Source organism: Halomonas sp. H33-56, assembly GCF_040147035.1.
GTDB lineage: Bacteria > Pseudomonadota > Gammaproteobacteria > Pseudomonadales > Halomonadaceae > Halomonas > Halomonas litopenaei.
In genome coordinates this window covers 3,254,996-3,276,267 of the sequence record NZ_JAMSHP010000001.1, presented here as the reverse complement: position 1 = coordinate 3,276,267, position 21,272 = coordinate 3,254,996, and the positions used below count along the sequence as shown (strand labels likewise).

Genomic DNA, 21,272 nt, shown 5'->3' with positions numbered 1-21,272 from the left:
GGGGGAGTCAACATGTCCAAGCTTCAGGTATCCCTGTACCGCTACAACCCGGAAACCGACTCCGCGCCTTATATGCAGGAGTTCGAGGTCGACACCCAGGGTCGCGACCTGATGGTGCTGAACCTGCTTGAGATGATCAAGGAGGACGACAGCTCCGTGGCCTTCCGTCGCAGCTGCCGTGAAGGCGTCTGTGGTAGTGACGGCATGAACATGAACGGCAAGAACGGCCTGGCTTGTATCACCCCGCTGTCCGAGGTGGTCAAGAACAACAAGCTGGTACTGCGTCCCTTGCCCGGTCTGCCGGTCATTCGTGACCTGGTGGTCGACATGGCGCTGTTCTACAAGCAGTACGAAAAGATCCAGCCGTACCTGCAGAACGACACGCCGGCGCCGGCCATCGAGCGCCTGCAGTCTCCGGAAGAGCGCGACAAGCTCGACGGTCTGTATGAGTGCATTCTATGCGCCTGCTGTTCGACCTCGTGCCCGTCGTTCTGGTGGAATCCGGAGAAGTTCGTCGGTCCCGCCGGCCTGCTGCAGTCCTATCGCTTCCTCGCGGATTCCCGCGATACGGCGACCCAGGAGCGTCTGTCGGAGCTGGAGGATCCGTTCTCCGTATTCCGTTGCCGCGGCATCATGAACTGCGTGGCGGTCTGTCCCAAGGGGCTTAACCCGACTCGGGCGATCGGCAAGATCCGTGAGATGTTGCTGGCGAATGCCACTTAAATCGTGGCGCCGGGCTTGTTATCATGGGCTCGGTCCGGGGGCGCGGCATCCTGTCGCGCCCCCGGATGACAGCGTCAGGAGCCGGTGCCATGGGCACCGGCTTTTGAGCATGATGCAAGACCGCTAGGCAGATCGACCGCGGCCCCGATGACCGCGGCAGAACCACCAGGGCGCTCGATGATGGTCAGTGCCAAGGGTGACGATGGGCAGGACGCCTTCCACTGAGGGGCCTGCGCCACGCCCGCGGTAGATCACGAGCATCGAGCCCACTACCACCCCATCAGTGCAGGGTGACCGAGAGATGCAACAAGGCATAATGGAGTTGATGTGGCGCTCCTCTCACGTGACGGGCAGCAACGTCCACTACGTGGAAGCGCTCTATGAGCAGTACCTCGACGACCCTAGCGCCGTCACCGATGAATGGCGCGATTACTTCGACGAGTTGTCACGCCAGGAAGGCGCCCCGTCCGACGAGACCCCCCTCTCACCGATCCGTGATCAGTTCTATCAGCTTGGCCGCGAACGTCGCACCGCCGTTGCCGGCAGCACGCCTGTCGACAGCGAAGAGAGCCGCAAGCAGGTCAAGGTCCTGCAGCTGATCAACGCCTATCGCTTCCGGGGCCACCAGAAGGCCGACATCGACCCGCTGGGGCTGCGTGATCCGAAGCCGGTGCCTGATCTTGATCTGGCGTTCCACCAGCTGTCCAAGGCCGACCTCGATACCGAGTTCCAGACCGGTTCCTTCTTCCTGGGCAAGGACCAGGCGCCGCTCAAGGAAATCGTCGATGCGCTGGATCGCACCTATTGCCGTTCGATCGGCTGCGAGTTCATGCATATCGTCGATACCGAAGAGAAGCGCTGGCTGCAGCAGCGTTTCGAGTCGGTGCGCTCGGCTCCGGACCATGGTGATGATCGCCGCAAGCAGCTGTTCGAGCGGTTGTCCGCGGCCGAAGGGCTGGAAAGCTACCTGGCCTCCAAGTACCCGGGCACCAAGCGCTTCGGCCTTGAGGGTGGCGAGACCTTCATTCCGATGATGGACGAGCTGATCCAGCGCGCGGGCAGCTACGGCACCAAGGAAGTGGTCATCGGCATGGCCCACCGCGGTCGCCTCAACGTGCTGGTCAACATCCTCGGCAAGAACCCCGGCGAGCTGATCGACGAGTTCGACGGCAAGAAGCTGATCGAGCGCGGTTCCGGTGACGTCAAGTATCACCAGGGCTTCAGCTCCAACGTGATGACGCCGGGCGGTGAGGTTCACCTGGCGATGTCCTTCAACCCCTCGCACCTCGAAATCGTGGCGCCGGTGGTGGAAGGCTCGGTGCGCGCTCGCCAGGATCGCCGCGACGATGTCGATGGCGGCAAGGTGCTGCCGATCAACGTCCATGGCGATGCCGCCTTCGCTGGTCAGGGCGTGGTCATGGAGACGTTCCAGATGTCCCAGACCCGTGCCTACAAGACCGGTGGTACGGTGCACATCGTCATCAACAACCAGGTCGGCTTCACCACGTCGCATCCCGAGGACGCGCGTTCCACTGAGTACTGCACCGACATCGCCAAGATGGTGCAGGCGCCGATCCTGCACGTGAACGGTGACGATCCCGACGCGGTGCTCCACGTGACCCAGGTGGCCCTGGACTATCGTCAGCAGTTCAAGAAGGACGTGGTCATCGACCTGGTGTGCTACCGCCGCCGCGGCCACAACGAGGCCGACGAGCCCTCCGGCACCCAGCCGATGATGTACCGCAAGATCAAGGACCATCCGTCCTCTCGTGCGATCTACGCCGAGCGCCTGGTCAAGCAGGGCGTGCTGAGCGAAGACGAAGCCAAGGCGGTGGTCGAGAAGTATCGCGATGATCTGGTCGCCGGCAATCACGTGGCCAACGCCCTGGTGCAGGAACCCAACACCTCACTGTTCGTCGACTGGAAGCCGTACCTCGGTCACGAGTGGACCGGGCACGCCGATACCACCTTCGACATGAAGCGGCTCAAGCAGCTTGCCGCCAAGATGTGCGAGATCCCTGACGGGGTGAAGGTGCAGCGTCAGGTCGCCAAGATCTACGATGATCGCCGCAAGATGCAGGGCGGTGGGCTGGCCATGAACTGGGGCTTCGCCGAAACCCTGGCCTACGCCACCTTGCTCGAGCAGGGGCACCCGATTCGCCTGACCGGTCAGGATGTCGGACGCGGTACCTTCTCGCACCGCCATGCGGTGATCCACAACCAGGCCGACGGTTCCACCTACGTGCCGCTTCAGCACATGGCGGACGGTCAGCCGCGTTTCACTATCCATGACTCCTTCCTCTCCGAGGAGGCGGTGCTGGCGTTCGAGTACGGCTACTCGACCACCATGCCCAACGCGCTGGTGATCTGGGAAGCGCAGTTCGGTGACTTCTTCAACGGCGCCCAGGTGGTGGTGGACCAGTTCATCTCCTCCGGCGAGACCAAGTGGGGTCGTCTGTGTGGCCTGACCATGCTGCTGCCCCACGGTTTCGAAGGGCAGGGCCCCGAGCACTCCTCGGCGCGTCTCGAGCGCTTCCTGCAGCTGTGCGCCGAGCACAACATGCAGGTGTGCGTGCCGACCACCCCGGCGCAGATCTATCACCTGCTGCGCCGTCAGGTGATTCGCCCGCTGCGCAAGCCGCTGGTGGTGATGTCGCCGAAGAGCCTGCTGCGCCACAAGGAAGCCACCTCGAGCCTCGAGGACCTCGCCAACGGCAGCTTCAACATGGTGCTGCCCGACCAGGGACAGCGTGATGCGTCCAAGGTCGAGCGGATCATCATGTGCTCGGGCAAGGTCTATTACGATCTGGCCAACTGGCGCGAGGAGAACCTGCGTGACGATGTAGCGATCGTGCGCGTCGAGCAGCTCTATCCGTTCCCCAAGGAAGAGCTGATCGAGACGCTCAAGGACTACAGCGGCGTCACCGACATCGTCTGGTGTCAGGAAGAGCCCCTGAACCAGGGCGCCTGGTATTCCATGCAGCACAATCTGCGCATCGTCGCCGATTCGCTCAAGGACGGCCTGGGCGGTCAGCTGAAGTTTGCCGGACGTCCGGCATCGGCGGCTCCCGCGGCGGGCTACATGTCCGTACACACCGAACAGCAGCGCCAACTGGTGGAAGACGCCTTCAATCTCTAAGGCGACCATCGGGAAGAGAGAGAACACTAAGGATACGACATGGCTACCGAGATCAAGGCACCATCCTTTCCGGAATCCGTTGCCGAAGGCACCGTAGGTACCTGGCACAAGAAGCCGGGTGACAGCGTCGAGCGTGACGAACTGATCGTCGAGATCGAGACCGACAAGGTCGTGCTCGAGGTGGTGGCGGTGGAAGCCGGCACCCTGTCAGAGGTGCTGGTGGAAGAAGGCGACACCGTGGAGTCCGAGCAGGTCCTGGGCCGCATCGGTGAAGGCGGCGGCGAGTCCAAGGAAGCGTCCGAGGAGTCGTCCGAGAAAGACGAGGACGACGCCAGGGAAGCCGCTTCCGAAGCGTCCGACGACAAGGCTGAGAAGAAGCCGGCCGAAGCGCCCAAGGGCGGCGGCGAGAAGCGCGACGTCAAGGCACCGAGCTTCCCCGAGTCGGTGCAGGAAGGGACCGTCGCCAGCTGGACCAAGAAGGTCGGCGAAGCGGTCAAGCGTGACGAAGTGCTGGCCGAGATCGAGACCGACAAGGTCGTGCTCGAGGTGGTCGCACCGGAAGATGGCGCCCTGGCCGAGATCAAGATCGAGGAAGGCGACACCGTGGAGTCCGAGGCCGTGCTGGCGGTGTTCGAGGTGGGTGCAGGCGGTGGCTCTGCCGATACCGCCGATCAGGAAGCGCCCAAGGCCAGCGCCGACGATGGCGACAGCGACGAGCAGGTCGGTGACAAGATCGTGGCGCCTGCCGCGCGCAAGCTGATCGCCGAGCACGACCTCGACGTCAGTGCCATCAAGGGCACCGGCAAGGACGGTCGCGTCCTCAAGGAAGACGTGCTCAAGGCGGTCAAGGACGGCGGCGCCAAGAAGTCCGCGCCGGCCAAGAAGGCCAGCTCCGGCGCCACCGCAGCCCCGGCCGTGGAAGGCGAGCGCCCCGAGAAGCGCGTGCCGATGACCCGTCTGCGCAAGACCATCGCCAAGCGTCTGGTCCAGGCTCAGCAGACCGCTGCCATGCTGACCACCTACAATGAGGTGGACATGGGTGCGGTGATGGAGCTGCGCTCCCAGTACAAGGACACCTTCCTGAAGGCCCACGACGTCAAGCTCGGTTTCATGGGCTTCTTCGTCAAGGCGGCTTCCGAGGCGCTCAAGCGCTTCCCTGATGTCAACGCCTCCATCGACGGTGACGACATCGTCTACCACGGTTATCAGGACATCGGCGTGGCCGTATCCACCGACCGTGGCCTGGTGGTGCCGGTGCTGCGCGATACCGACAGCATGAAGATCGCCGACGTCGAGAAGGGCATCGTCGACTTCGGCAAGCGCGGACGCGAAGGCAAGCTGGGCATCGAGGACATGCAGGGCGGTACCTTCACCATCACCAACGGCGGCATCTTCGGCTCGCTGATGTCGACCCCGATCCTGAATCCGCCGCAGACCGCGATCCTCGGCATGCACAAGATCCAGGAGCGTCCGATGGCGGTCAACGGCAAGGTCGAGATTCGCCCGATGATGTATCTGGCGCTGTCCTACGACCACCGCATGATCGATGGCAAGGATGCGGTACAGTTCCTGGTCACCATCAAGGAGCTGCTCGAGGATCCGGCGCGTCTGCTGCTGGAAATCTGAGCCTGACCGTGGCAGCGACAGGGATTTACTGCAGAGCCTCTGCACACAGAACGAACAGGAGCCAACATGGCCGACAAGTATGATGTGATCGTCATTGGCGCGGGCCCGGGTGGCTACGTGGCCGCCATCCGTGCTGCTCAGCTGGGTCTGAAGACCGCCTGCGTCGAGAAGTGGATCGGCAAGGAAGGCAAGGTGGTGCACGGCGGTACCTGCCTGAACGTGGGCTGTATCCCGTCCAAGGCACTGCTCGAGGCCTCCCACAAGTTCGTCGAGGCCCAGCACGACTTCGACGACATGGGCATCCAGGCCGGCGACGTCAGCATGGACGTGTCCAAGATGATGGCGCGCAAGGACAAGATCGTTAAGCAGCTGACCGGCGGCATCTCCGGGCTGTTCAAGGCCAATGGCGTCACCGCCATCGAAGGTACCGGCAAGGTCGTGGCCAAGAACAAGGTCGAGGTCACCGACAAGGACGGCGAGTCCAGCACCGTCGAGGCGGACAACATCGTCATCGCCGCCGGCTCGGTGCCGGTGGAGATCCCGCCGACCCCGCTGACCGAGGGTCTGATCGTCGATTCCACCGGCGCCCTCGAGTTCCAGGAGACGCCCAAGCGTCTGGGCGTCATCGGCGCCGGCGTCATCGGCCTTGAGCTCGGCAGCGTGTGGAGCCGCCTCGGCAGCGAAGTGACCGTGCTCGAGGCGATGGACAGCTTCCTGCCGATGGTCGACTCGGCCATCGCCAAGGAGACCCAGAAGCTGCTCAAGAAGCAGGGTCTGGACATCAAGCTCAACGCCCGCGTGACCGGTTCCGAGGTCAAGGGTGAGGAAGTCGTCGTCAAGTACGAGGACAACGAGGGTGAGAAGGAACTGACCTTCGACAAGCTGATCGTCTGTGTCGGCCGTCGTCCCTACACCAAGGGCGTGGTAGCCGACGGCCTGGGCGTCGAACTGGATCAGCGCGGCTTCATCCACGTCGATGACCAGTGCCGCACCAGCGTGCCGGGCGTCTACGCCATCGGCGACTGCGTGCGTGGCCCGATGCTGGCCCACAAGGCCTCCGAAGAGGGCGTGATGGTGGCCGACATCATCGCAGGCCACAAGGCGCAGATGAACTACGACGCCATTCCCAGCGTGATCTACACCCACCCCGAGGTGGCCTGGGTCGGCATGAACGAGCAGGACGCCAAGTCCGCCGGTATCAAGGTCAAGACCGGTAGTTTCCCGTTCGCCGCCAGTGGCCGTGCCATGGCCAACAACGCCACCGAAGGCCAGGCCAAGATCATCGCCGACGCCGAGACCGATCGCATCCTGGGGATGCACATCGTCGGTCAGCACGCCGGTGAGCTGATCGCCCAGGGCGTTATCGCCATGGAATTCGGCTCCAGCGCCGAAGATCTGGCGCTGACCTGCTACGCGCACCCGAGCCTGTCCGAGGCGGTGCACGAGGCAGCGCTGGCGGTGGAAGGGCACGCCATCCACGTGGCCAACCGCAAGAAGCGCTAGCAAGACAACAAGCGCCCGGTAATCCTAGGCAAGCCTGTGCAGTTTTGGCAGGCTTGCCGGTGTTTTCCGCGAGCGCATCGCCGCCGACCATGTATCGGTGGCGGTCGGTGGCGACCCGATGACTTTCGTCCCTCGGGGCAGGGTGGGTCGCCGTTCGAGTCACATGCAACCAATGGCATGAATCGATGAACCTTCACGAGTATCAAGGCAAGCAGCTGTTTGCCGACTATGGTCTGCCCGTTTCCAAGGGCTTCGCCTGCGACACCCCCGAAGAAGCCTACGAGGCTTGCAAGAAGATCGGCGGCGACATGTGGGTCGTCAAGGCCCAGGTCCACGCCGGTGGCCGCGGCAAAGCCGGTGGTGTCAAGCTGATCAAGAGCCCGGACGAAGCCAAGGCCTTCGCCGAGCAGTGGCTGGGCAAGAACCTGGTGACCTTCCAGACCGACGAGAACGGTCAGCCGGTCGCCAAGATCCTGGTCGAGAACTGCACCGACATCGCCAATGAGCTGTACCTTGGCGCGGTGGTCGACCGTGGCACCCAGCGTGTGGTCTTCATGGCTTCCACCGAAGGTGGTGTCGAGATCGAGAAGGTCGCCGAAGAGACGCCCGAGAAGATCCTCAAGGCCGAGATCGACCCGCTGGTCGGCGCACAGCCCTACCAGGCGCGTGAGCTGGCCTTCGCCCTCGGCCTGGAAGGCGCGCAGGTGAAGCAGTTCACCAAGATCTTCCTGGGTCTGTCCAAGATGTTCCACGACAAGGATCTGGCGCTTTTGGAGATCAACCCGCTGGTGATCACCGACGAAGGCAATCTCCACTGCCTCGACGCCAAGATCAACCTGGACGGCAACGCCCTGTACCGTCACCCGGATCTGCAGGAAATGCGTGACCCGTCCCAGGAAGACGAGCGTGAAGCCAACGCTGCCCAGTGGGACCTGAACTACGTCGCCCTGGAAGGCAACATCGGCTGCATGGTCAACGGCGCTGGCCTGGCCATGGGCACCATGGACATCATCAAGCTCCACGGTGGCCAGCCGGCCAACTTCCTTGACGTCGGCGGCGGCGCCACCAAGGAGCGCGTGGCTGAGGCGTTCAAGATCATCCTGTCCGACGACAGCGTGCAGGCCGTGCTGGTCAACATCTTCGGCGGTATCGTGCGCTGCGACATGATCGCTGAAGGCATCATCGGTGCCGTCGAGCAGGTCGGCGTCAATGTGCCGGTCGTGGTGCGTCTGGAAGGTAACAACGCCGAGCTGGGTGCCGAGAAACTGGCCTCCAGCGGTCTGAACATCATCGCTGCCAAGAGCCTCACCGATGCGGCTCAGCAGGTCGTCAAGGCAGCGGAGGGCAAGTAATGAGCATCCTGATCGACAAGAACACCAAGGTCATCTGCCAGGGCTTCACTGGCGGACAGGGGACCTTCCACTCCGAACAGGCCATCGAGTACGGCACCCAGATGGTCGGCGGCGTGACCCCGGGCAAGGGCGGCCAGGAGCACCTGGGCCTGCCGGTGTTCAACACCGTCAAGGAAGCCGTCGAGCAGACCGGCGCCGAGGCCAGCGTGATCTACGTGCCTGCCCCGTTCTGCAAGGATTCCATCCTGGAAGCCGCCAACGCCGGCATCAAGCTGATCGTGTGCATCACTGAAGGCATCCCGACCCTCGACATGCTGGACGTCAAGGTCAAGTGCGATGAGCTGGGCGTGCGTCTGATCGGTCCGAACTGCCCCGGTGTCATCACCCCGGGCGAGACCAAGATCGGCATCATGCCGGGTCACATCCACAAGCCGGGCAAGGTCGGTATCGTGTCGCGTTCCGGCACCCTGACCTACGAAGCGGTCAAGCAGACCACCGACCACGGCTTCGGCCAGTCCACCTGTGTGGGCATCGGCGGTGACCCGATCCCGGGCTCCAACTTCATCGACATCCTCGAGATGTTCGAGAAGGACCCGGCGACCGAGGCCATCGTCATGATCGGTGAGATCGGCGGTACCGCCGAGGAAGAGGCTGCTGCCTACATCAAGGAGCACGTCTCCAAGCCGGTGGTGTCCTACATCGCCGGTGTCACCGCTCCTCCCGGCAAGCGCATGGGCCACGCCGGCGCCATCATCGCCGGTGGCAAGGGCACCGCGGACGAGAAGTTCGCCGCCCTGGAAGCCGCGGGCGTCAAGACCGTGCGCTCCCTGGCCGAGATCGGCGACGCCCTGAAGGAAGCGACCGGCTGGTAAGCGGTCCTACCGTCAGAATAAGCGTCAGAATAAAGGCCACCTCCGGGTGGCCTTTTTTGTGGCTGGAACTCCACCAGATGCGACGAAGGGGCGGGTCGAAGGGGGAAGTACGCGGAAGGCGTTAGGGACGAGGCGACGATTGATTGGCCCGCGTGCGCCACCAGCCGACCACCTGTGCCACGAACACCGGCGCGCCCGCCACCAGATAGAGGTGGTAGCTGACCAGGCGCCAGACGATCACCGCCGCCGCGGCCTGCTCTCGGGCCATCAGCGGCAGCAGCAGGGCGCCTACGCTGACCTCCGCGGCGCCGGCGCCGCCCGGCAGCACGCTCAACTGGCTGGCGGCCATGGCCAGCATCTGCACTAGAAAGGTCCAGGCCCAGTCGGCGCCGCCGCCCACCCCCAGCACCGCCAGATACAGGAGGCTATAGCGCGCAAGCCAGTGCAGGCAGCACAGCGCGAAGATCGCCATCAGCACGCCCTTGGGCAGCGCAAGCGTACTCGCCAGGGTCCGGCGACAGCGCAGCAGGCGTCGGGTCATCCAGCGCCTGGGCCCCGAGCCGACAAAGGGAGGGGGAGAGACATGGCGCAGCAGCCAGGGTAGCCACACGATCACCACCGCAAACACCACAAGCGCCAGCAGCAGCGCCGCCAGGGAGGCCTCGACCAGGGTCTGGTGAGGCCAGCTGGCCAGTCCGCTCATCGACAGCGACACCAGTACGCCCAGCATCAGGCTGAAGAACAGCATGTCGGCCAGTTGATCGACCAGAAAGATGGCCGAGGCCTGGGCCGGCGGATAGCCCCGGCGTGCCAGCAGCCACAGCAGGGTGGCGACGCCTCCGCCCCCGGCCGGGGTGGCACATAGCGCGAACTTCGACGACATCTCGATCGCCAGGGCACCGCCCTGACCGAGGCGGCCGGCTCGTCCGTCGAGCATCAGCCGCAGGCGCGCCGCGTTGAGGTTCCAGCAGATCACCGCCAGGGCTACCATCAGCGCCAGCAGGGGCAGCGGGAAGGCGATAACCGCAGTGAAGGTGCCGGCGCCCCCCAGCCACCACGGCAGCAGCAGGGTGATGGCCAGGGTCAGGATCAGCAGGGCGGCCTTCCACCACAGGCGTGATTGCATCCCGGCAGGGGCACGCAGGCGCCTGTCCAGCGATGGTGTTGGCCCAAACCTAGCCATGGCGCCGATCGCGCGGGCAGACCGGATCGATGACGGCTTCGTAATGGTTGAGCAGCGAAATCATCACCTTGTCCCAGTCGAACTGGCGCTCGACGAAGCGCCGAGCGTGGCGCCCGGCCGATTGCGGATCATTGGCGAACAGCGCCTCGGTGGCCTCGGCCATGGCGGCTGCCGAATGTGGCTGACATAGCACGCCGCCGCCCAATGGCACGTTCTCGATCAGCGCACCGGCCCTGGCGCCGATCACCGGGATGCCGCTGGCCATGGCTTCCTGGGCGATCAGCCCGAAGGTCTCGCGGGTGCCCGCGTGCAGCAGGGCATCACTGGAGGCGAGCGCACGGGCGACCTCATGCACGCCGACGCAGCGATTGATGACGCTGACGTTGGCGGGCACCTCGGTGGGCATGCCGGGGCCCATCAACAGCAGGTGGTAGGGAGGCCCAAGGCGCCTGGCGGTGTCCAGCAACACCTCGATGTTCTTCTCTCGTGAGTAGCGCCCGACGAACACCAATAGACGGCTGTCGTTGCCGAGCCCCAGCTTGCGCCTGAGCTCGGGATCGCGCCTGTCCGGGTGAAAGGTCGCCAGATCGACGCCAAGGGGCTGCACCCGCACCCGTTTGACGCCCCAGGACGTCAGACGGTCGGCCATCGCCTGGCAGGGCGCCAGTACGCTGTCGAAGCGGCGGTAAAGGTCGACCACGTAGCGCTCCAGCCGTCGCTGCACCATCGGCCCGAAGCGATCCCCCATCAACCGAGGAAGGTCCGAGTGGTAGAAGCCCACCACCGGCACGCCGAGACGCTGGCCGGCGTCCAGTGCCGCCCAGGCGGTGACGTAGGGGTCGCCGGCTTCGATCAGATCCGGCGATAGCTCCACCAGGGCGTCGCGCCAGGGCCGGCGGCGCAGCGGAAAGCGGTAGCTCTGGCCCAGCGGGATGCGCAGTGCAGGCAACTGGTGATGGTCGCCGAGGCTGTCTCGCTCGGCCCCCGGCACCAGCAGACTGGTGCGCAACTGCGGGAAGCGCGAAAACACCCGGTGTTTGGCTTGAAGGTAGGTGCGTACGCCGCCGCTGGCGGGGGCGTGAAACATGGTGACGTCGGCGAGATGCAAAAGGGGCCTCCATGGCGAGCGCGTCATTGCCATGAGCCTACGAGGGAAATAAGTCAGTTCAGCGACAGGGAAAGGTGCCTGGAAGAATCGCCCGGGCGGAGAACGAAAAACGGCGACCCGAAGGTCGCCGTTTTCTGTACTTCGAGGTCGATAGCGGTGTTACCGCCGCGACCGAGCAGGAAGGATCGCTCAGGCGGCGGGCTGGGCCACCAGTGAGCGGGTCTCTTCCTTGGCTTCGGTCAGGGCGACGCGTACCGCGTCGCCGAGCTTGAAGCGCTCCTCGCCCTCGATCTGGATGCGGCCTTCCTTGTCGTCGACCACCACCTTGTCGCGGTCTGCGTGCATCAGCGGTGCCGGTACGAAGGCGGTGGCGCCGTTGGCGGTCAGGCGTACCCGCATGCCGCCGCGGTTGATGGCGATGATCTCGGCATCGAACACGTCCTGCTGCTTGGCCGCCGGGGTCAGGTAGCGCACGTAGAGCCAGTCCTTGACGTCGCGCTCGGCCAGACGGTTGAGGCGACGGCGCTCGGTGAGCTGCTCGGTCAACTCGACGCTGGCCTCCTTCGGCGCCTGCTCGCCCTTGAGCACGCGCTTGATCAGGCGGTGGTTGACCATGTCGCCGTACTTGCGGATCGGCGAGGTCCAGGTGGCGTAGGCGGCCAGTCCCAGGCCAAAGTGCGGGCCCGGCTGGGCGGACATGGCGGTAAAGCCCTGGAACTTGCGCAGGCGGGCGTCGAGCCAGGCATCGTCGCGGCTTTCCAGCGCACGCTTGAGCTCCTTGTAGCGCGACAGGTCGGTCAGCGCCTCACGCTCGACGGCGATGTCCTGGGTCGCCAGGAAGCTCTGGGCGGCCTCGGCCTTGTCGTCCTCGAAGGCACGATGGACGTTGAAGATGCCGTGACCGACCTTGTCGGCCAGCAGCGTCGCACAGCAGGCGTTGGCGGCGATCATCGACTCTTCGATCATGCGGTTGGCGATGCGCCGCTCTTCGGTGCGGATCGCCAGCACGTTGCCGGCCTCGTCCAGGTCGAAGACATAGTCGGGACGGTCCTTGAACACCAGGGCGTGCTCCTGACGCCAGGCGGTGCGTGCCTCGGTCAGATCGCGGAGGGCCTTGAGCTGTTCACCGATGATGTCGTCGGGTGCCCATTCGCCCTGGCCCTCGAGCCAGTCAGAGACGTTGTCGTAGACCAGGCGAGCCTGTGAACGCGCGGTGGCAGCGAAGAACTGATAGTCACCGAGGCTGCCATCGGCGTTGACGTCCAGGCGACAGGCCAGCACCGGGCGCTCCTGGCCCTCGTGCAGCGAGCACAGATCGTCGGCCAGCTGCTCGGGCAGCATGGTGACGTTCTGGCCCGGCAGGTAGACGGTGAAGGCGCGGGTGCGGGCCTCGAGGTCGGCGGCGTGGCCTTCCTCGACGTAGGCGGTAGGGTCGGCGATGGCCACCGACAGGCGCCAGCCGCCGTCCTCACGGACCTCGACGCGCAAGGCGTCGTCCATGTCCCGGGTCTTCTCGCCGTCGATGGTGAAGAAGGGCTCGGCGGTCAGGTCCTTTCGCTCCAGGCCTTCGTCGCGCAGCGGCCAGTCGTTGCCGGCGTCGGGGCATTCCTGCTCGAGGGCGTGGCGGGCCAGGGTGACGCGCCAGGGCACTGCGGGATCATCGGTCTTGGCCACCAGCTCGTCGATCTGGGTAAAGAAGGCGCGATCGTCGGGCTTGAGCGGGTGGCGCACCAGACGCGCCACGACCCAGTCGCCGTCACCGATGGCGTCTTCCTCAAGGCTGCGCTTGATGCGTGCCTTCATGGCGGTCTTGATCGACGGGTGATCAGGCACCACCGCCAGGCGTCCATCGCGCTTCTGCACCCGGGCAACGAAGCGCTGCATGTTGCTCTCGATCAGGGTGTCGGGTTCCACCGACTTGCGCTCGCCTTCCTCGTGCAGCACTGCCTCGACGCGGTCGCCGTGCAGCACCTTCTTCATGGCGGGGGGCGGCACGAAATAGGACGCACCGTCCTCGCACTCGAGGAAGCCGAAGCCCTTTTCGGTGGCTTTGATGACACCCGTGACGCGGGGGGTGTTATCGCGGATCTGTTGCTTGAGCTGAGCCAGCAAGGCGTTGTTCTGCAGCATGGTCACGATCGAGTGGCGGGAATAAGGGGGCCACTATACGGATTGTTGCAGCCCCGGCCAAACCCCGTGGAGCCCGAGGCCACAAATCAAGGGGTTGGAAACGGCATTCGGCAAAATTTCACCGCTTCCTGTGCGGCATCCTTGCTACGCCTCCTTTCGCTCCCGTGGGAATACCTCGGTAGAGGAGTTGAGGGGGCGTGTGGGTCGCCGTGAAATGCACAGTCAGGGTTCGACCAATGTGGTATTAGATTGGTATTCAATTGGTCTCTAGGTGGAGCTATAGTGGTTATCACCAAGCTCCCAGGGACCACGCCGCCATGGATTCACGATTCGAGCACCTGCACCTCGACGCCTCGCTTGCCACGCCACTGTACCGCCAGCTGGCCAACGGCCTGGAGGCGGCCATCCGCAGTGGCAGCTGGCGCGCCGGAGAGGCGCTGCCGTCGGAACGCAACCTGGCCGAGGCGTTGGCGGTGTCACGCATCACGGCGCGCAAGGCCCTCGACCAGCTGGAGGAAAGCGGCCTGATCCGACGCGACCGCGGCTCCGGCACCTTTATTCGTCCCAGCATGGATCAGCCGCTGACCCGACTGGCGAGTTTCAGCGACATGCTGATCCAGCGGGGATTTTCGCCGCGCTCCGAGTGGCTGAGACGCGAGCGCTGCCAGCCGAGCTCCGAGGAGAATCTACGCCTGGGATTGTCGAGCAATGCCCAGGTGTCGCGACTCAAGCGTCTGCGTCTGGCCGATGACGTGGTGATGGCGGTGGAGGAGAGCTGCCTGCCGGTCACGGTGCTGCCGGACCCCATGGCGGTCGACGTCTCGCTGTATCAATGGCTCGAGCAGGCTGGTCGCCCCATCGTGCGTGCCCGTCAGCAGGTCACCGCGGTCAATGCCGACGCCGAACTCGCCGGGCTTGCCCAGGTGGCCGAAGGCCAGGCTCTGCTCAAGGTGACGCGGCTGGGCTACCTGGCCGACGACACCCCGGCGGAGCTGACCATCACCTACTGCCGTACCGACTACTACGACTTCACCGTCGAACTCGCCCGCTAGGAGACCGCCATGAGTACCGCTCCCACCCGCCTTGCCGGTAACGTGCTGACCCCCGAGGGCTGGCGCCTGGGTGAGATTCGGCTGGAACAGGGCCGGATCGCCGCCATCGAGGGCTCCCCCGTGGACCCCTCTACCAATGATGCCCCTCGGCTGATCCCCGGCTTCGTCGACCTGCACGTGCATGGTGGTGGCGGAGCCGACGCCATGGAGGGGCGCGAGGCCGTCTCGACCCTCGCCCGCACTCACCTGCGGTTTGGCACCACCAGCCTGCTGGCGACCACCATGACCGCGCGCCCGGAAGAGGTGCGTACGGTTCTGGGCGAGATCTCAGGCTATATGGACGCCCCGGACCCCGCGGCTTCCCGGGTGCTCGGCGTACACCTCGAAGGGCCCTTCATCAATCCTGGCAAGCTCGGCGCCCAGCCGGCCCACGCCCAGGTCGCCAGCGTCGCCGAAATGGATGAACTGATGGCGTTGGCGCCCATCCTGCTGATCACCCTGGCACCGGAAATCAGCGGCCATGGCGAAGTGATCCGTCACCTCACCGACAAGGGCGTGCGCGTCCAGCTGGGCCATACCCTGGGCAGCTACGAAGAAGGCGTCGAGGCGCTGTCCCACGGCGCCTGCGGCTTTACCCACCTGTTCAACGCCATGACCGCGCTGCACCACCGCAAGCCGGGCATGGTCGGGGCGGCGCTGGCCCACGCCGAGTACGCCGAGATCATTCCCGATCTGCTGCATGTACATCCCGGCGCCATTCGCACCGCGCTGCGCTGCATTCCGCGGCTCTATGCGGTGACCGATTCCACCGCGGCGGCTGGCATGCCCGACGGTGACTACCGCCTGGGCGAGCAGAAGGTGACCAAGTGCCTGGGCGGCGTGCGTCTGGCCGACGGCACCCTGGCCGGCAGCACCCTGACCATGGATCAGGCGCTGCGCAACTTCGTCAGTGTCGGGCTCAGCCTGGCCGAGGCCTCGGATCGGCTGTCGCGCTTTCCCGCGGACTTCCTCGGGCGCCGTGACATCGGTCGCCTGGGGGCCGGGGCCCGCGCCGATATCGTGACCCTCGACCCCGAACTCACCCTTACCTCTGTCCATCTGGACGGTCGTCTTGTCTCTGGAGAATCCCATGTCACTCATGCTTGAAGAGGCGCTGAACGCGCCGGAACGCCTGCGCGGTCAGTTGACGCGTAACCAGACAGTGCTGCGGGAACTGGGTGATCGCCTGCGTGCCGAGCCGCCGACAGGCGCCGTCACCGTGGCCAGGGGCAGCTCTGACCACGCCGCCAGCTATCTCGCCTACCTGTGCATGCAGACTCGCGGCATTCCGGTGGCCTCGCTGCCGCCGTCACTGTCGACCCTGTCGCGTACGCCCTGGCGATTGGCCGGCCAGCTGTCCATCGCCATCTCCCAGTCGGGCCAGAGTCCCGATCTGGTGGCGAGCCAGGAGGCGCTGAAGCAGGGTGGTGCCACCACCATCGCGCTGGTCAATACGCCGGAGTCACCACTGGGCCGGGCGAGCGATCTGGAAGTGCCGCTGTTTGCCGGTGAAGAGAAGAGTGTGGCGGCCACCAAGAGCTTCCTGGCGACCCTGTCCGCCGGTGCCCAGCTGATGGCGCACTGGAACGAGAGCGCCATGCTGCTGGGGGCGCTCAATGAGCTGCCCGACCGCCTCACCGACGCCGCCGCCCAGGACTGGAGCACGGCGGTAGAAGCGCTCAAGGACGCCGATCGGCTGATGGTCATCGGCCGGGGTACCGGGCTTGGCATCGCCCAGGAGGCGGCGCTCAAGTTCAAGGAAACCTGCGCCATTCAGGCAGAGCCCTTCAGTGGCGCCGAGGTCAAGCACGGCCCCATGGCGCTGATCGAGCCAGGCTATCCGGTACTGGTGTTCGCCCCCCCCGGCGCCGAACAGCAGGGCTTGCTGGAGCTGGCCGAGTGGCTCGAGAGCGTGGGTGCCAAGGTGCTGCTGGCCGCCGACGACCGTGTGCCCAAGCGCCATCTGACATTGACCTCGGCGGGTCACGAGGCGCTGGAACCGGTGTCGGTGATCCAGAGCTTCTATCCGATGGTGGCCCGCCTGGCCGAGGCTCGCGGTATCGATCCGGATCAACCGAGGCACCTGCGCAAGGTGACCTGCACGCTCTAATCACTACGACAATCATACGGAGCCGATCATGACTTCCAGCAATGTCACTCTGGTGGCGCCGGTCAAGGGGGTGGTAGTCCCCCTGGCCGACGTGCCGGACCCGGTTTTTGCCGAGGGTACCCTCGGCCAGGGCATCGCCCTGGATCCCCTGGGCGGTTGCCTGCACGCGCCCTGCGCCGGCGAGGTGATTCAGTGTGCCCGTACCCATCACGCCTTCACCATCAAGAGCGACGAGGGCGTCGAGGTACTGGTTCATCTTGGCCTCGACACCGTCGCCCTCGAAGGCAAGGGCATCGAGCCCTGCGTCAGCCTGGGCCAGCGCATCGAGGCGGGCGAGCCGCTGTGCTACTTCGATGTGGATCAACTGGTATGCGAGGCGGTATCGCTGGTGACACCACTGGTGGTGCTGGATGCCGGAGGTCGTGGGTGGGTGTCGCTGGACCTGCGTGCCGGCGATATCGTCCAGCGCGGTGATCCGCTGGTGGTGCTGGGCCCCGAAAGGCTTGCCGATGATGTCACCGATGAAGAAGGCGGCGATGACCAGGCGCTGGAGCGCTCTCTGGTACTGGCGATCGAGTCAGGGTTGCACGCCCGGCCGGCGGCACGCCTGCGTGCCATCGCGCGTGATCACCAGGTGAGCCTGAGCCTGCTGCGCGACGCTCGCACGGCCAGTTCGGATAGTGTCAGCGCCCTGATGAACCTGGGGCTCGAGTGCGGTGACGAGGTGGTCATCAGAGTAAAGGGGCGTCAGGCCGACGCGGCCCTGGCGGCAGCGATGGCGCTGTTGACCACCCCGGAAGGGCATGGCCCAGGACAGGCGGAGGCCGCCACATCATCGGCAGCGCCCAGCGTCGATCTGCCCGCCGGACAGCTCGCAGGTCTTGTGGCCAGCGCCGGGATCGCGACCGGTCCGCTGGCGACACTGTCGGTCAAGTTACCCGAGGTACCGCTGGAAGGGCTGGGGCGCAAGCTGGAAAGTCCGCGTCTGAAAGAGGCGCTCGAACGCGTCGGGCGCCAGCTGGAGGCCGCCCGAGAGCGCGCCGAGCGCAGTGGCCAGACCGCCGAGGCGGAGGTGTTCGAGGCGCACCAGGCGTGGCTTGAAGACCCTGATCTGGTGGCCTCGTCGATCAGCCGCCTGGAAGAGGGACTAAGCCCTGGCCAGGCCTGGCGCGAGGCGCTGGATGCCGAGGCCGATCGGCTGCGGGCCACTGGTAACCCCATCCTGATCGGGCGGATCGCCGACCTGCGTGATCTGCAACGCCAGGTGATGCTGGAATTCAGCGAAGGCGAGGGCAGCGGGTTCGGTGATATCACCCCCGGCGCCATCGTCGTCGCAGAGGATCTGACACCGTCCACCTTCGTCGATCTCTGCGCCCTGGCGCCGGCAGGGATATGCCTGGCCGCCGGAGGCACCACCTCCCACGTGGCCATCATGGCCAGGGCCAGGGGATTGCCGTGCCTGGTCGCCATGGGCGGCGGCCTGATGGAAGCGACCGAGTCGTGTCTGGATCGGGCGGTGGTGCTGGATGCCGACAACGGCCGGCTGGAACTCGAGCCCGACCAGGCGCGTCGCGACCAGGTGGTGGCGGACATCGCCGCCCGCCAGGCGCGCGCCGAGGAAGAACGCGCCGAGGCTCACCTGGAGGTGGTCACCCGGGACAACCACATGGTCGAGGTGGCGGCCAATATCGGCAGCGCCGAGGAAGCCCGCCAGGCCAGCGACTGTGGTGCCGATGGCGTCGGCCTGATGCGCTCCGAGTTTCTTTTTCTGGGGCGTGGCGCAGCGCCGGACGAGGACGCCCAGCGTCAGGAGTACCAGGCAAGCGTCGATGCGCTGGGTTCCAGGCCGGTGATCATCCGTACTCTGGATATCGGTGCCGACAAGCAGTTGCCGTACCTCACCCTGCCCACCGTCCCCAACCCGGCGCTGGGCGTGCGCGGCATGCGTTTGTGGCAGACCCAGCCGGCCCTGCTGGATACCCAGTTGAAGGCCTTGCTCGGGGTCAAGCCGTTGCGTCATCTGCGCATCATGGTGCCGATGGTCAGCGATGCCAGCGAACTCGAGTGGGTGCGCGAACGCATGGAGGCGCTGGCCGCCGAGATGCGGCTGACCGAACTGCCGCTGCTCGGCGCCATGATCGAGGTGCCCAGCGCAGCGCTGTGCTCCGCCGCCATGGCCAAGGTCGCGGACTTCCTGTCGATCGGCACCAATGACCTGACCCAGTATGGCCTGGCGATGGACCGCGAGGATCCTCAGCTGGCGGCCCAGGCCGACGTGCTGCATCCCGGAGTGCTGCGGCTGATCCAGGCGACCCTGTCGGGCACCGCCAACCGCTGCCCGGTGGGGGTGTGTGGCGCAGCGGCGGGTGACGACCTGGCCGGCCCGCTGCTGGTGGCCATGGGCGTGTCGGAATTGTCGGTGGAGCCGTCGCGTATCGCTTCGGTCAAGGCCCGCCTGCGCAGACTTGATGCCGCCGTGATCGCGCGTGAAATCGACACCCTGCTGGCGATGCCCGATGCGGCCTCGGTGCGCAAGGCACTGGCACCGCTGGTGGACGCCGCCCTCGACGTCGAACCCACTCCCGAGAGGATCCTGACATGACCACCTCCTTTGGTTCACGCCTGATGGCGGCACTTCAGCTGCTCGGGCGCTCCTTGATGCTGCCGATCGCGGTACTGCCGGTGGCCGGCCTGCTGCTGCGCCTGGGCCAGCCGGACCTGCTGGACATCGCCTTCGTCGCCAGCGCCGGTCAGGCGATCTTCGCCAACCTGGCGTTGATCTTCGCCATCGGCCTCGCCGTTGGCTTTGCCGACGACAGCAACGGCGCGGCGGGGCTCGCCGGGGTGATCGGCTATCTGGTGCTGGACGCGGTGCTGCAAAGCCTCAACCCCGAGATCGACATGGGGGTGCTGGCCGGCATCATCATGGGTACCGTAGCCGGGCTTCTGTACAACCGCTTCAAGGCGATAAAACTGCCCGACTATCTGGCCTTCTTCGGCGGACGGCGCTTCGTGCCCATCGCCACCGGCCTTGCCGGGGTGGTGCTGGGGATCGCCTTCGGCTGGGGCTGGCCGCCGATTCAGCACGCCATCGACACCCTGGGACACTGGCTGATCGACGCCGGCGCCTTTGGCAAGTTCGTCTACGGTGCTCTCAATCGGCTGCTGATCGTCACCGGCCTGCACCACGTGCTCAACAGCTTTGTGTGGTTCGTGTTCGGCAGCTTCGGTGACGCCACCGGTGACCTCAATCGCTTCTTCGCCGGTGACCCGGCGGCGGGTGGTTTCATGGCCGGCTTCTTCCCGGTGATGATGTTCGGTCTGCCGGCGGCGGCACTGGCCATGTATCACACCGCAGACAAGGGCCGTCGCGCCCAGGTCGGCGGGCTCTTGATGTCGCTGGCGCTGACCGCCTTCCTGACCGGGGTGACCGAACCGATCGAGTTCACCTTCATGTTCCTGGCGCCGCTGTTGTACGCCTTCCACGCGCTGATGACCGGGCTGAGCATGGCGATCATGCAGTGGCTCGACGTCAAGCTTGGCTTCACTTTCTCGGCCGGCGCCTTCGACTACGCCCTGTCCTACGGTCTGTCCACCAACGGCTGGCTGATGCTGCCGGTGGGGCTCGCGATCGGTAGCGTCTACTACGTGCTGTTCCGTTGGGCGATCGTGCGCTTCGATCTGCCGACGCCAGGGCGTGAGCCGATGGACGAGGGCGCCAAGGTACAAGCCGAGGACCTGGGCGAGCGGGGGCCGGCCTTCGTCACGGCACTCGGCGGTGCCGCCAACCTCGAGGCCGTCGGTGCCTGCACCACACGCCTGCGGCTGGTGCTCAAGGAGCCGGAGCAGATCGACGAGCCGGCACTCAAGGCGCTGGGCTCGCGTGGCATCATGCGCCTCGGCGGAGGTGGCATCCAGGTCATCCTGGGCCCCATCGCCGACAGCGTGTCCGATGAGATTCGCGCCGCCATGGCCGCCGAGGGCCAGACCCCGCCGGTGGGCGCCGACCCCGCACCTATCGCCACCGGCGTCCCCAAGGTGGTGAGCGCCAAGAGTCTCAATGACGAGCAGATAGACGCCTGGACCCGAGCGCTGGGTGGCTCGGACAACGTTCGCGCGCTGGAAGCCCGGGCGGCGACCCGTCTGCGCCTGGAGGTCGGCAGCGACGGTGCGCTGGACGAGCAGGCGCTGGCGCAGCTGGGTTGTCACGGCGTGATGCGAGTAGCCGATGGCGTGTGGCACCTGGTGGTGGGCAAGGACGCCGAGGCCCTGGCCGGTGGTCTGCACCAGGCAGGGCTGGCAGCCCGCTGAGTGGTAGCCCGCTGGGTGGCAGGTGGCGAGTGTGATGCGCCCGCCACCTGCGGTCATCTCGCCTTACCGCCAGCGGCGGCACACTTCAGGGTGTGCCGCCGCTGGCGTTCTACGCCTGGCCATC

14 protein-coding genes are annotated in these 21,272 nt (G+C 65.7%); 11 read left to right on the top strand and 3 right to left on the bottom strand.

What is annotated here, in order from left to right:
• Window positions 1-12: 12 nt before the first annotated feature.
• The 6 genes from NFH98_RS14055 (at window position 13) to sucD (ending at window position 9,215) form a co-directional block, all read left to right on the top strand.
• Complete coding sequence (locus NFH98_RS14055) at window positions 13-723, top strand: succinate dehydrogenase iron-sulfur subunit (protein ID WP_045992949.1); 711 nt, start codon at window positions 13-15, stop codon at window positions 721-723.
• Window positions 724-1,024: 301 nt separating this feature from the next.
• Window positions 1,025-3,862, top strand: a complete 2,838-nt coding sequence (locus NFH98_RS14050) for a 2-oxoglutarate dehydrogenase E1 component (RefSeq protein WP_108133235.1) — start codon at window positions 1,025-1,027, stop codon at window positions 3,860-3,862.
• Between the two features lie 39 nt (window positions 3,863-3,901).
• Window positions 3,902-5,488 (top strand): 2-oxoglutarate dehydrogenase complex dihydrolipoyllysine-residue succinyltransferase, encoded by a 1,587-nt coding sequence (gene odhB, locus NFH98_RS14045; protein ID WP_348826838.1) that lies wholly within the window; start codon window positions 3,902-3,904, stop codon window positions 5,486-5,488.
• 66 nt (window positions 5,489-5,554) lie between these two features.
• Window positions 5,555-6,991: a dihydrolipoyl dehydrogenase gene (gene lpdA, locus NFH98_RS14040; RefSeq protein WP_045992946.1), complete on the top strand. Its 1,437-nt coding sequence runs from the start codon at window positions 5,555-5,557 to the stop codon at window positions 6,989-6,991.
• 185 nt (window positions 6,992-7,176) lie between these two features.
• On the top strand, window positions 7,177-8,343 hold the full coding sequence (gene sucC, locus NFH98_RS14035) for an ADP-forming succinate--CoA ligase subunit beta (protein ID WP_045992945.1): 1,167 nt from the start codon (window positions 7,177-7,179) through the stop codon (window positions 8,341-8,343).
• Entirely contained in the window at window positions 8,343-9,215 is an 873-nt protein-coding gene (gene sucD, locus NFH98_RS14030) for a succinate--CoA ligase subunit alpha (RefSeq protein WP_045992944.1), read from the top strand. Before sucC ends, sucD begins: the two co-directional genes overlap by 1 nt.
• Window positions 9,216-9,336: 121 nt before the next feature.
• On the opposite strand, the gene gpgF is transcribed toward sucD, so the two are convergent.
• The 3 genes from gpgF to NFH98_RS14015 form a co-directional block, all read right to left on the bottom strand.
• Entirely contained in the window at window positions 9,337-10,398 is a 1,062-nt protein-coding gene (gene gpgF, locus NFH98_RS14025; protein ID WP_231498677.1) for a glucosaminyl phosphatidylglycerol flippase, read from the bottom strand.
• Complete coding sequence (gene gpgS / locus NFH98_RS14020) at window positions 10,391-11,506, bottom strand: N-acetylglucosaminyl phosphatidylglycerol synthase (RefSeq protein ID WP_108133238.1); 1,116 nt, start codon at window positions 11,504-11,506, stop codon at window positions 10,391-10,393. Before gpgS ends, gpgF begins: the two co-directional genes overlap by 8 nt.
• A 189-nt stretch (window positions 11,507-11,695) precedes the next feature.
• Window positions 11,696-13,636, bottom strand: coding sequence for an exoribonuclease II (locus tag NFH98_RS14015; protein WP_348826837.1), 1,941 nt, complete (start codon window positions 13,634-13,636; stop codon window positions 11,696-11,698).
• A 317-nt stretch (window positions 13,637-13,953) separates the two neighbouring features.
• Between NFH98_RS14015 and NFH98_RS14010 the strand changes: the two genes are divergently transcribed.
• From NFH98_RS14010 to nagE, 5 genes are read left to right on the top strand one after another with little or no spacing between them, the layout of a single operon-like run.
• Window positions 13,954-14,688: a GntR family transcriptional regulator gene (locus NFH98_RS14010; protein WP_108133240.1), complete on the top strand. Its 735-nt coding sequence runs from the start codon at window positions 13,954-13,956 to the stop codon at window positions 14,686-14,688.
• A gap of 9 nt (window positions 14,689-14,697) precedes the next feature.
• Window positions 14,698-15,834: an N-acetylglucosamine-6-phosphate deacetylase gene (gene nagA / locus NFH98_RS14005; RefSeq protein WP_348826836.1), complete on the top strand. Its 1,137-nt coding sequence runs from the start codon at window positions 14,698-14,700 to the stop codon at window positions 15,832-15,834.
• Window positions 15,818-16,837 carry an SIS domain-containing protein gene (locus NFH98_RS14000; RefSeq protein ID WP_348826835.1) on the top strand — a complete coding sequence of 340 codons (1,020 nt, stop codon included), beginning with the start codon at window positions 15,818-15,820 and terminating at the stop codon, window positions 16,835-16,837. Before nagA ends, NFH98_RS14000 begins: the two co-directional genes overlap by 17 nt.
• Window positions 16,838-16,865: 28 nt before the next feature.
• A complete protein-coding gene (ptsP, locus tag NFH98_RS13995; protein WP_349622880.1) occupies window positions 16,866-19,439 on the top strand; it encodes a phosphoenolpyruvate--protein phosphotransferase in 2,574 nt (857 codons plus the stop codon).
• Complete coding sequence (nagE, locus tag NFH98_RS13990) at window positions 19,436-21,148, top strand: N-acetylglucosamine-specific PTS transporter subunit IIBC (protein ID WP_222517167.1); 1,713 nt, start codon at window positions 19,436-19,438, stop codon at window positions 21,146-21,148. The genes ptsP and nagE overlap by 4 nt, the downstream gene beginning before the upstream one ends.
• Window positions 21,149-21,272: the final 124 nt, after the last annotated feature.

Excerpts from the sequence above, each read along its gene's own strand:
- NFH98_RS14055 (WP_045992949.1), top strand. The coding sequence starts at position 13 with ATGTCCAAGCTTCAGGTATCCCTGTACCGCTACAACCCGGAAACCGAC.
- NFH98_RS14050 (WP_108133235.1), top strand. The coding sequence starts at position 1,025 with ATGCAACAAGGCATAATGGAGTTGATGTGGCGCTCCTCTCACGTGACG.
- odhB (WP_348826838.1), top strand. The coding sequence starts at position 3,902 with ATGGCTACCGAGATCAAGGCACCATCCTTTCCGGAATCCGTTGCCGAA.
- lpdA (WP_045992946.1), top strand. The coding sequence starts at position 5,555 with ATGGCCGACAAGTATGATGTGATCGTCATTGGCGCGGGCCCGGGTGGC.
- sucC (WP_045992945.1), top strand. The coding sequence starts at position 7,177 with ATGAACCTTCACGAGTATCAAGGCAAGCAGCTGTTTGCCGACTATGGT.
- sucD (WP_045992944.1), top strand. The coding sequence starts at position 8,343 with ATGAGCATCCTGATCGACAAGAACACCAAGGTCATCTGCCAGGGCTTC.
- gpgF (WP_231498677.1), bottom strand. The coding sequence starts at position 10,398 with ATGGCTAGGTTTGGGCCAACACCATCGCTGGACAGGCGCCTGCGTGCC.
- NFH98_RS14015 (WP_348826837.1), bottom strand. The coding sequence starts at position 13,636 with ATGCTGCAGAACAACGCCTTGCTGGCTCAGCTCAAGCAACAGATCCGC.
- NFH98_RS14010 (WP_108133240.1), top strand. The coding sequence starts at position 13,954 with ATGGATTCACGATTCGAGCACCTGCACCTCGACGCCTCGCTTGCCACG.
- nagA (WP_348826836.1), top strand. The coding sequence starts at position 14,698 with ATGAGTACCGCTCCCACCCGCCTTGCCGGTAACGTGCTGACCCCCGAG.
- NFH98_RS14000 (WP_348826835.1), top strand. The coding sequence starts at position 15,818 with ATGTCACTCATGCTTGAAGAGGCGCTGAACGCGCCGGAACGCCTGCGC.
- ptsP (WP_349622880.1), top strand. The coding sequence starts at position 16,866 with ATGACTTCCAGCAATGTCACTCTGGTGGCGCCGGTCAAGGGGGTGGTA.
- nagE (WP_222517167.1), top strand. The coding sequence starts at position 19,436 with ATGACCACCTCCTTTGGTTCACGCCTGATGGCGGCACTTCAGCTGCTC.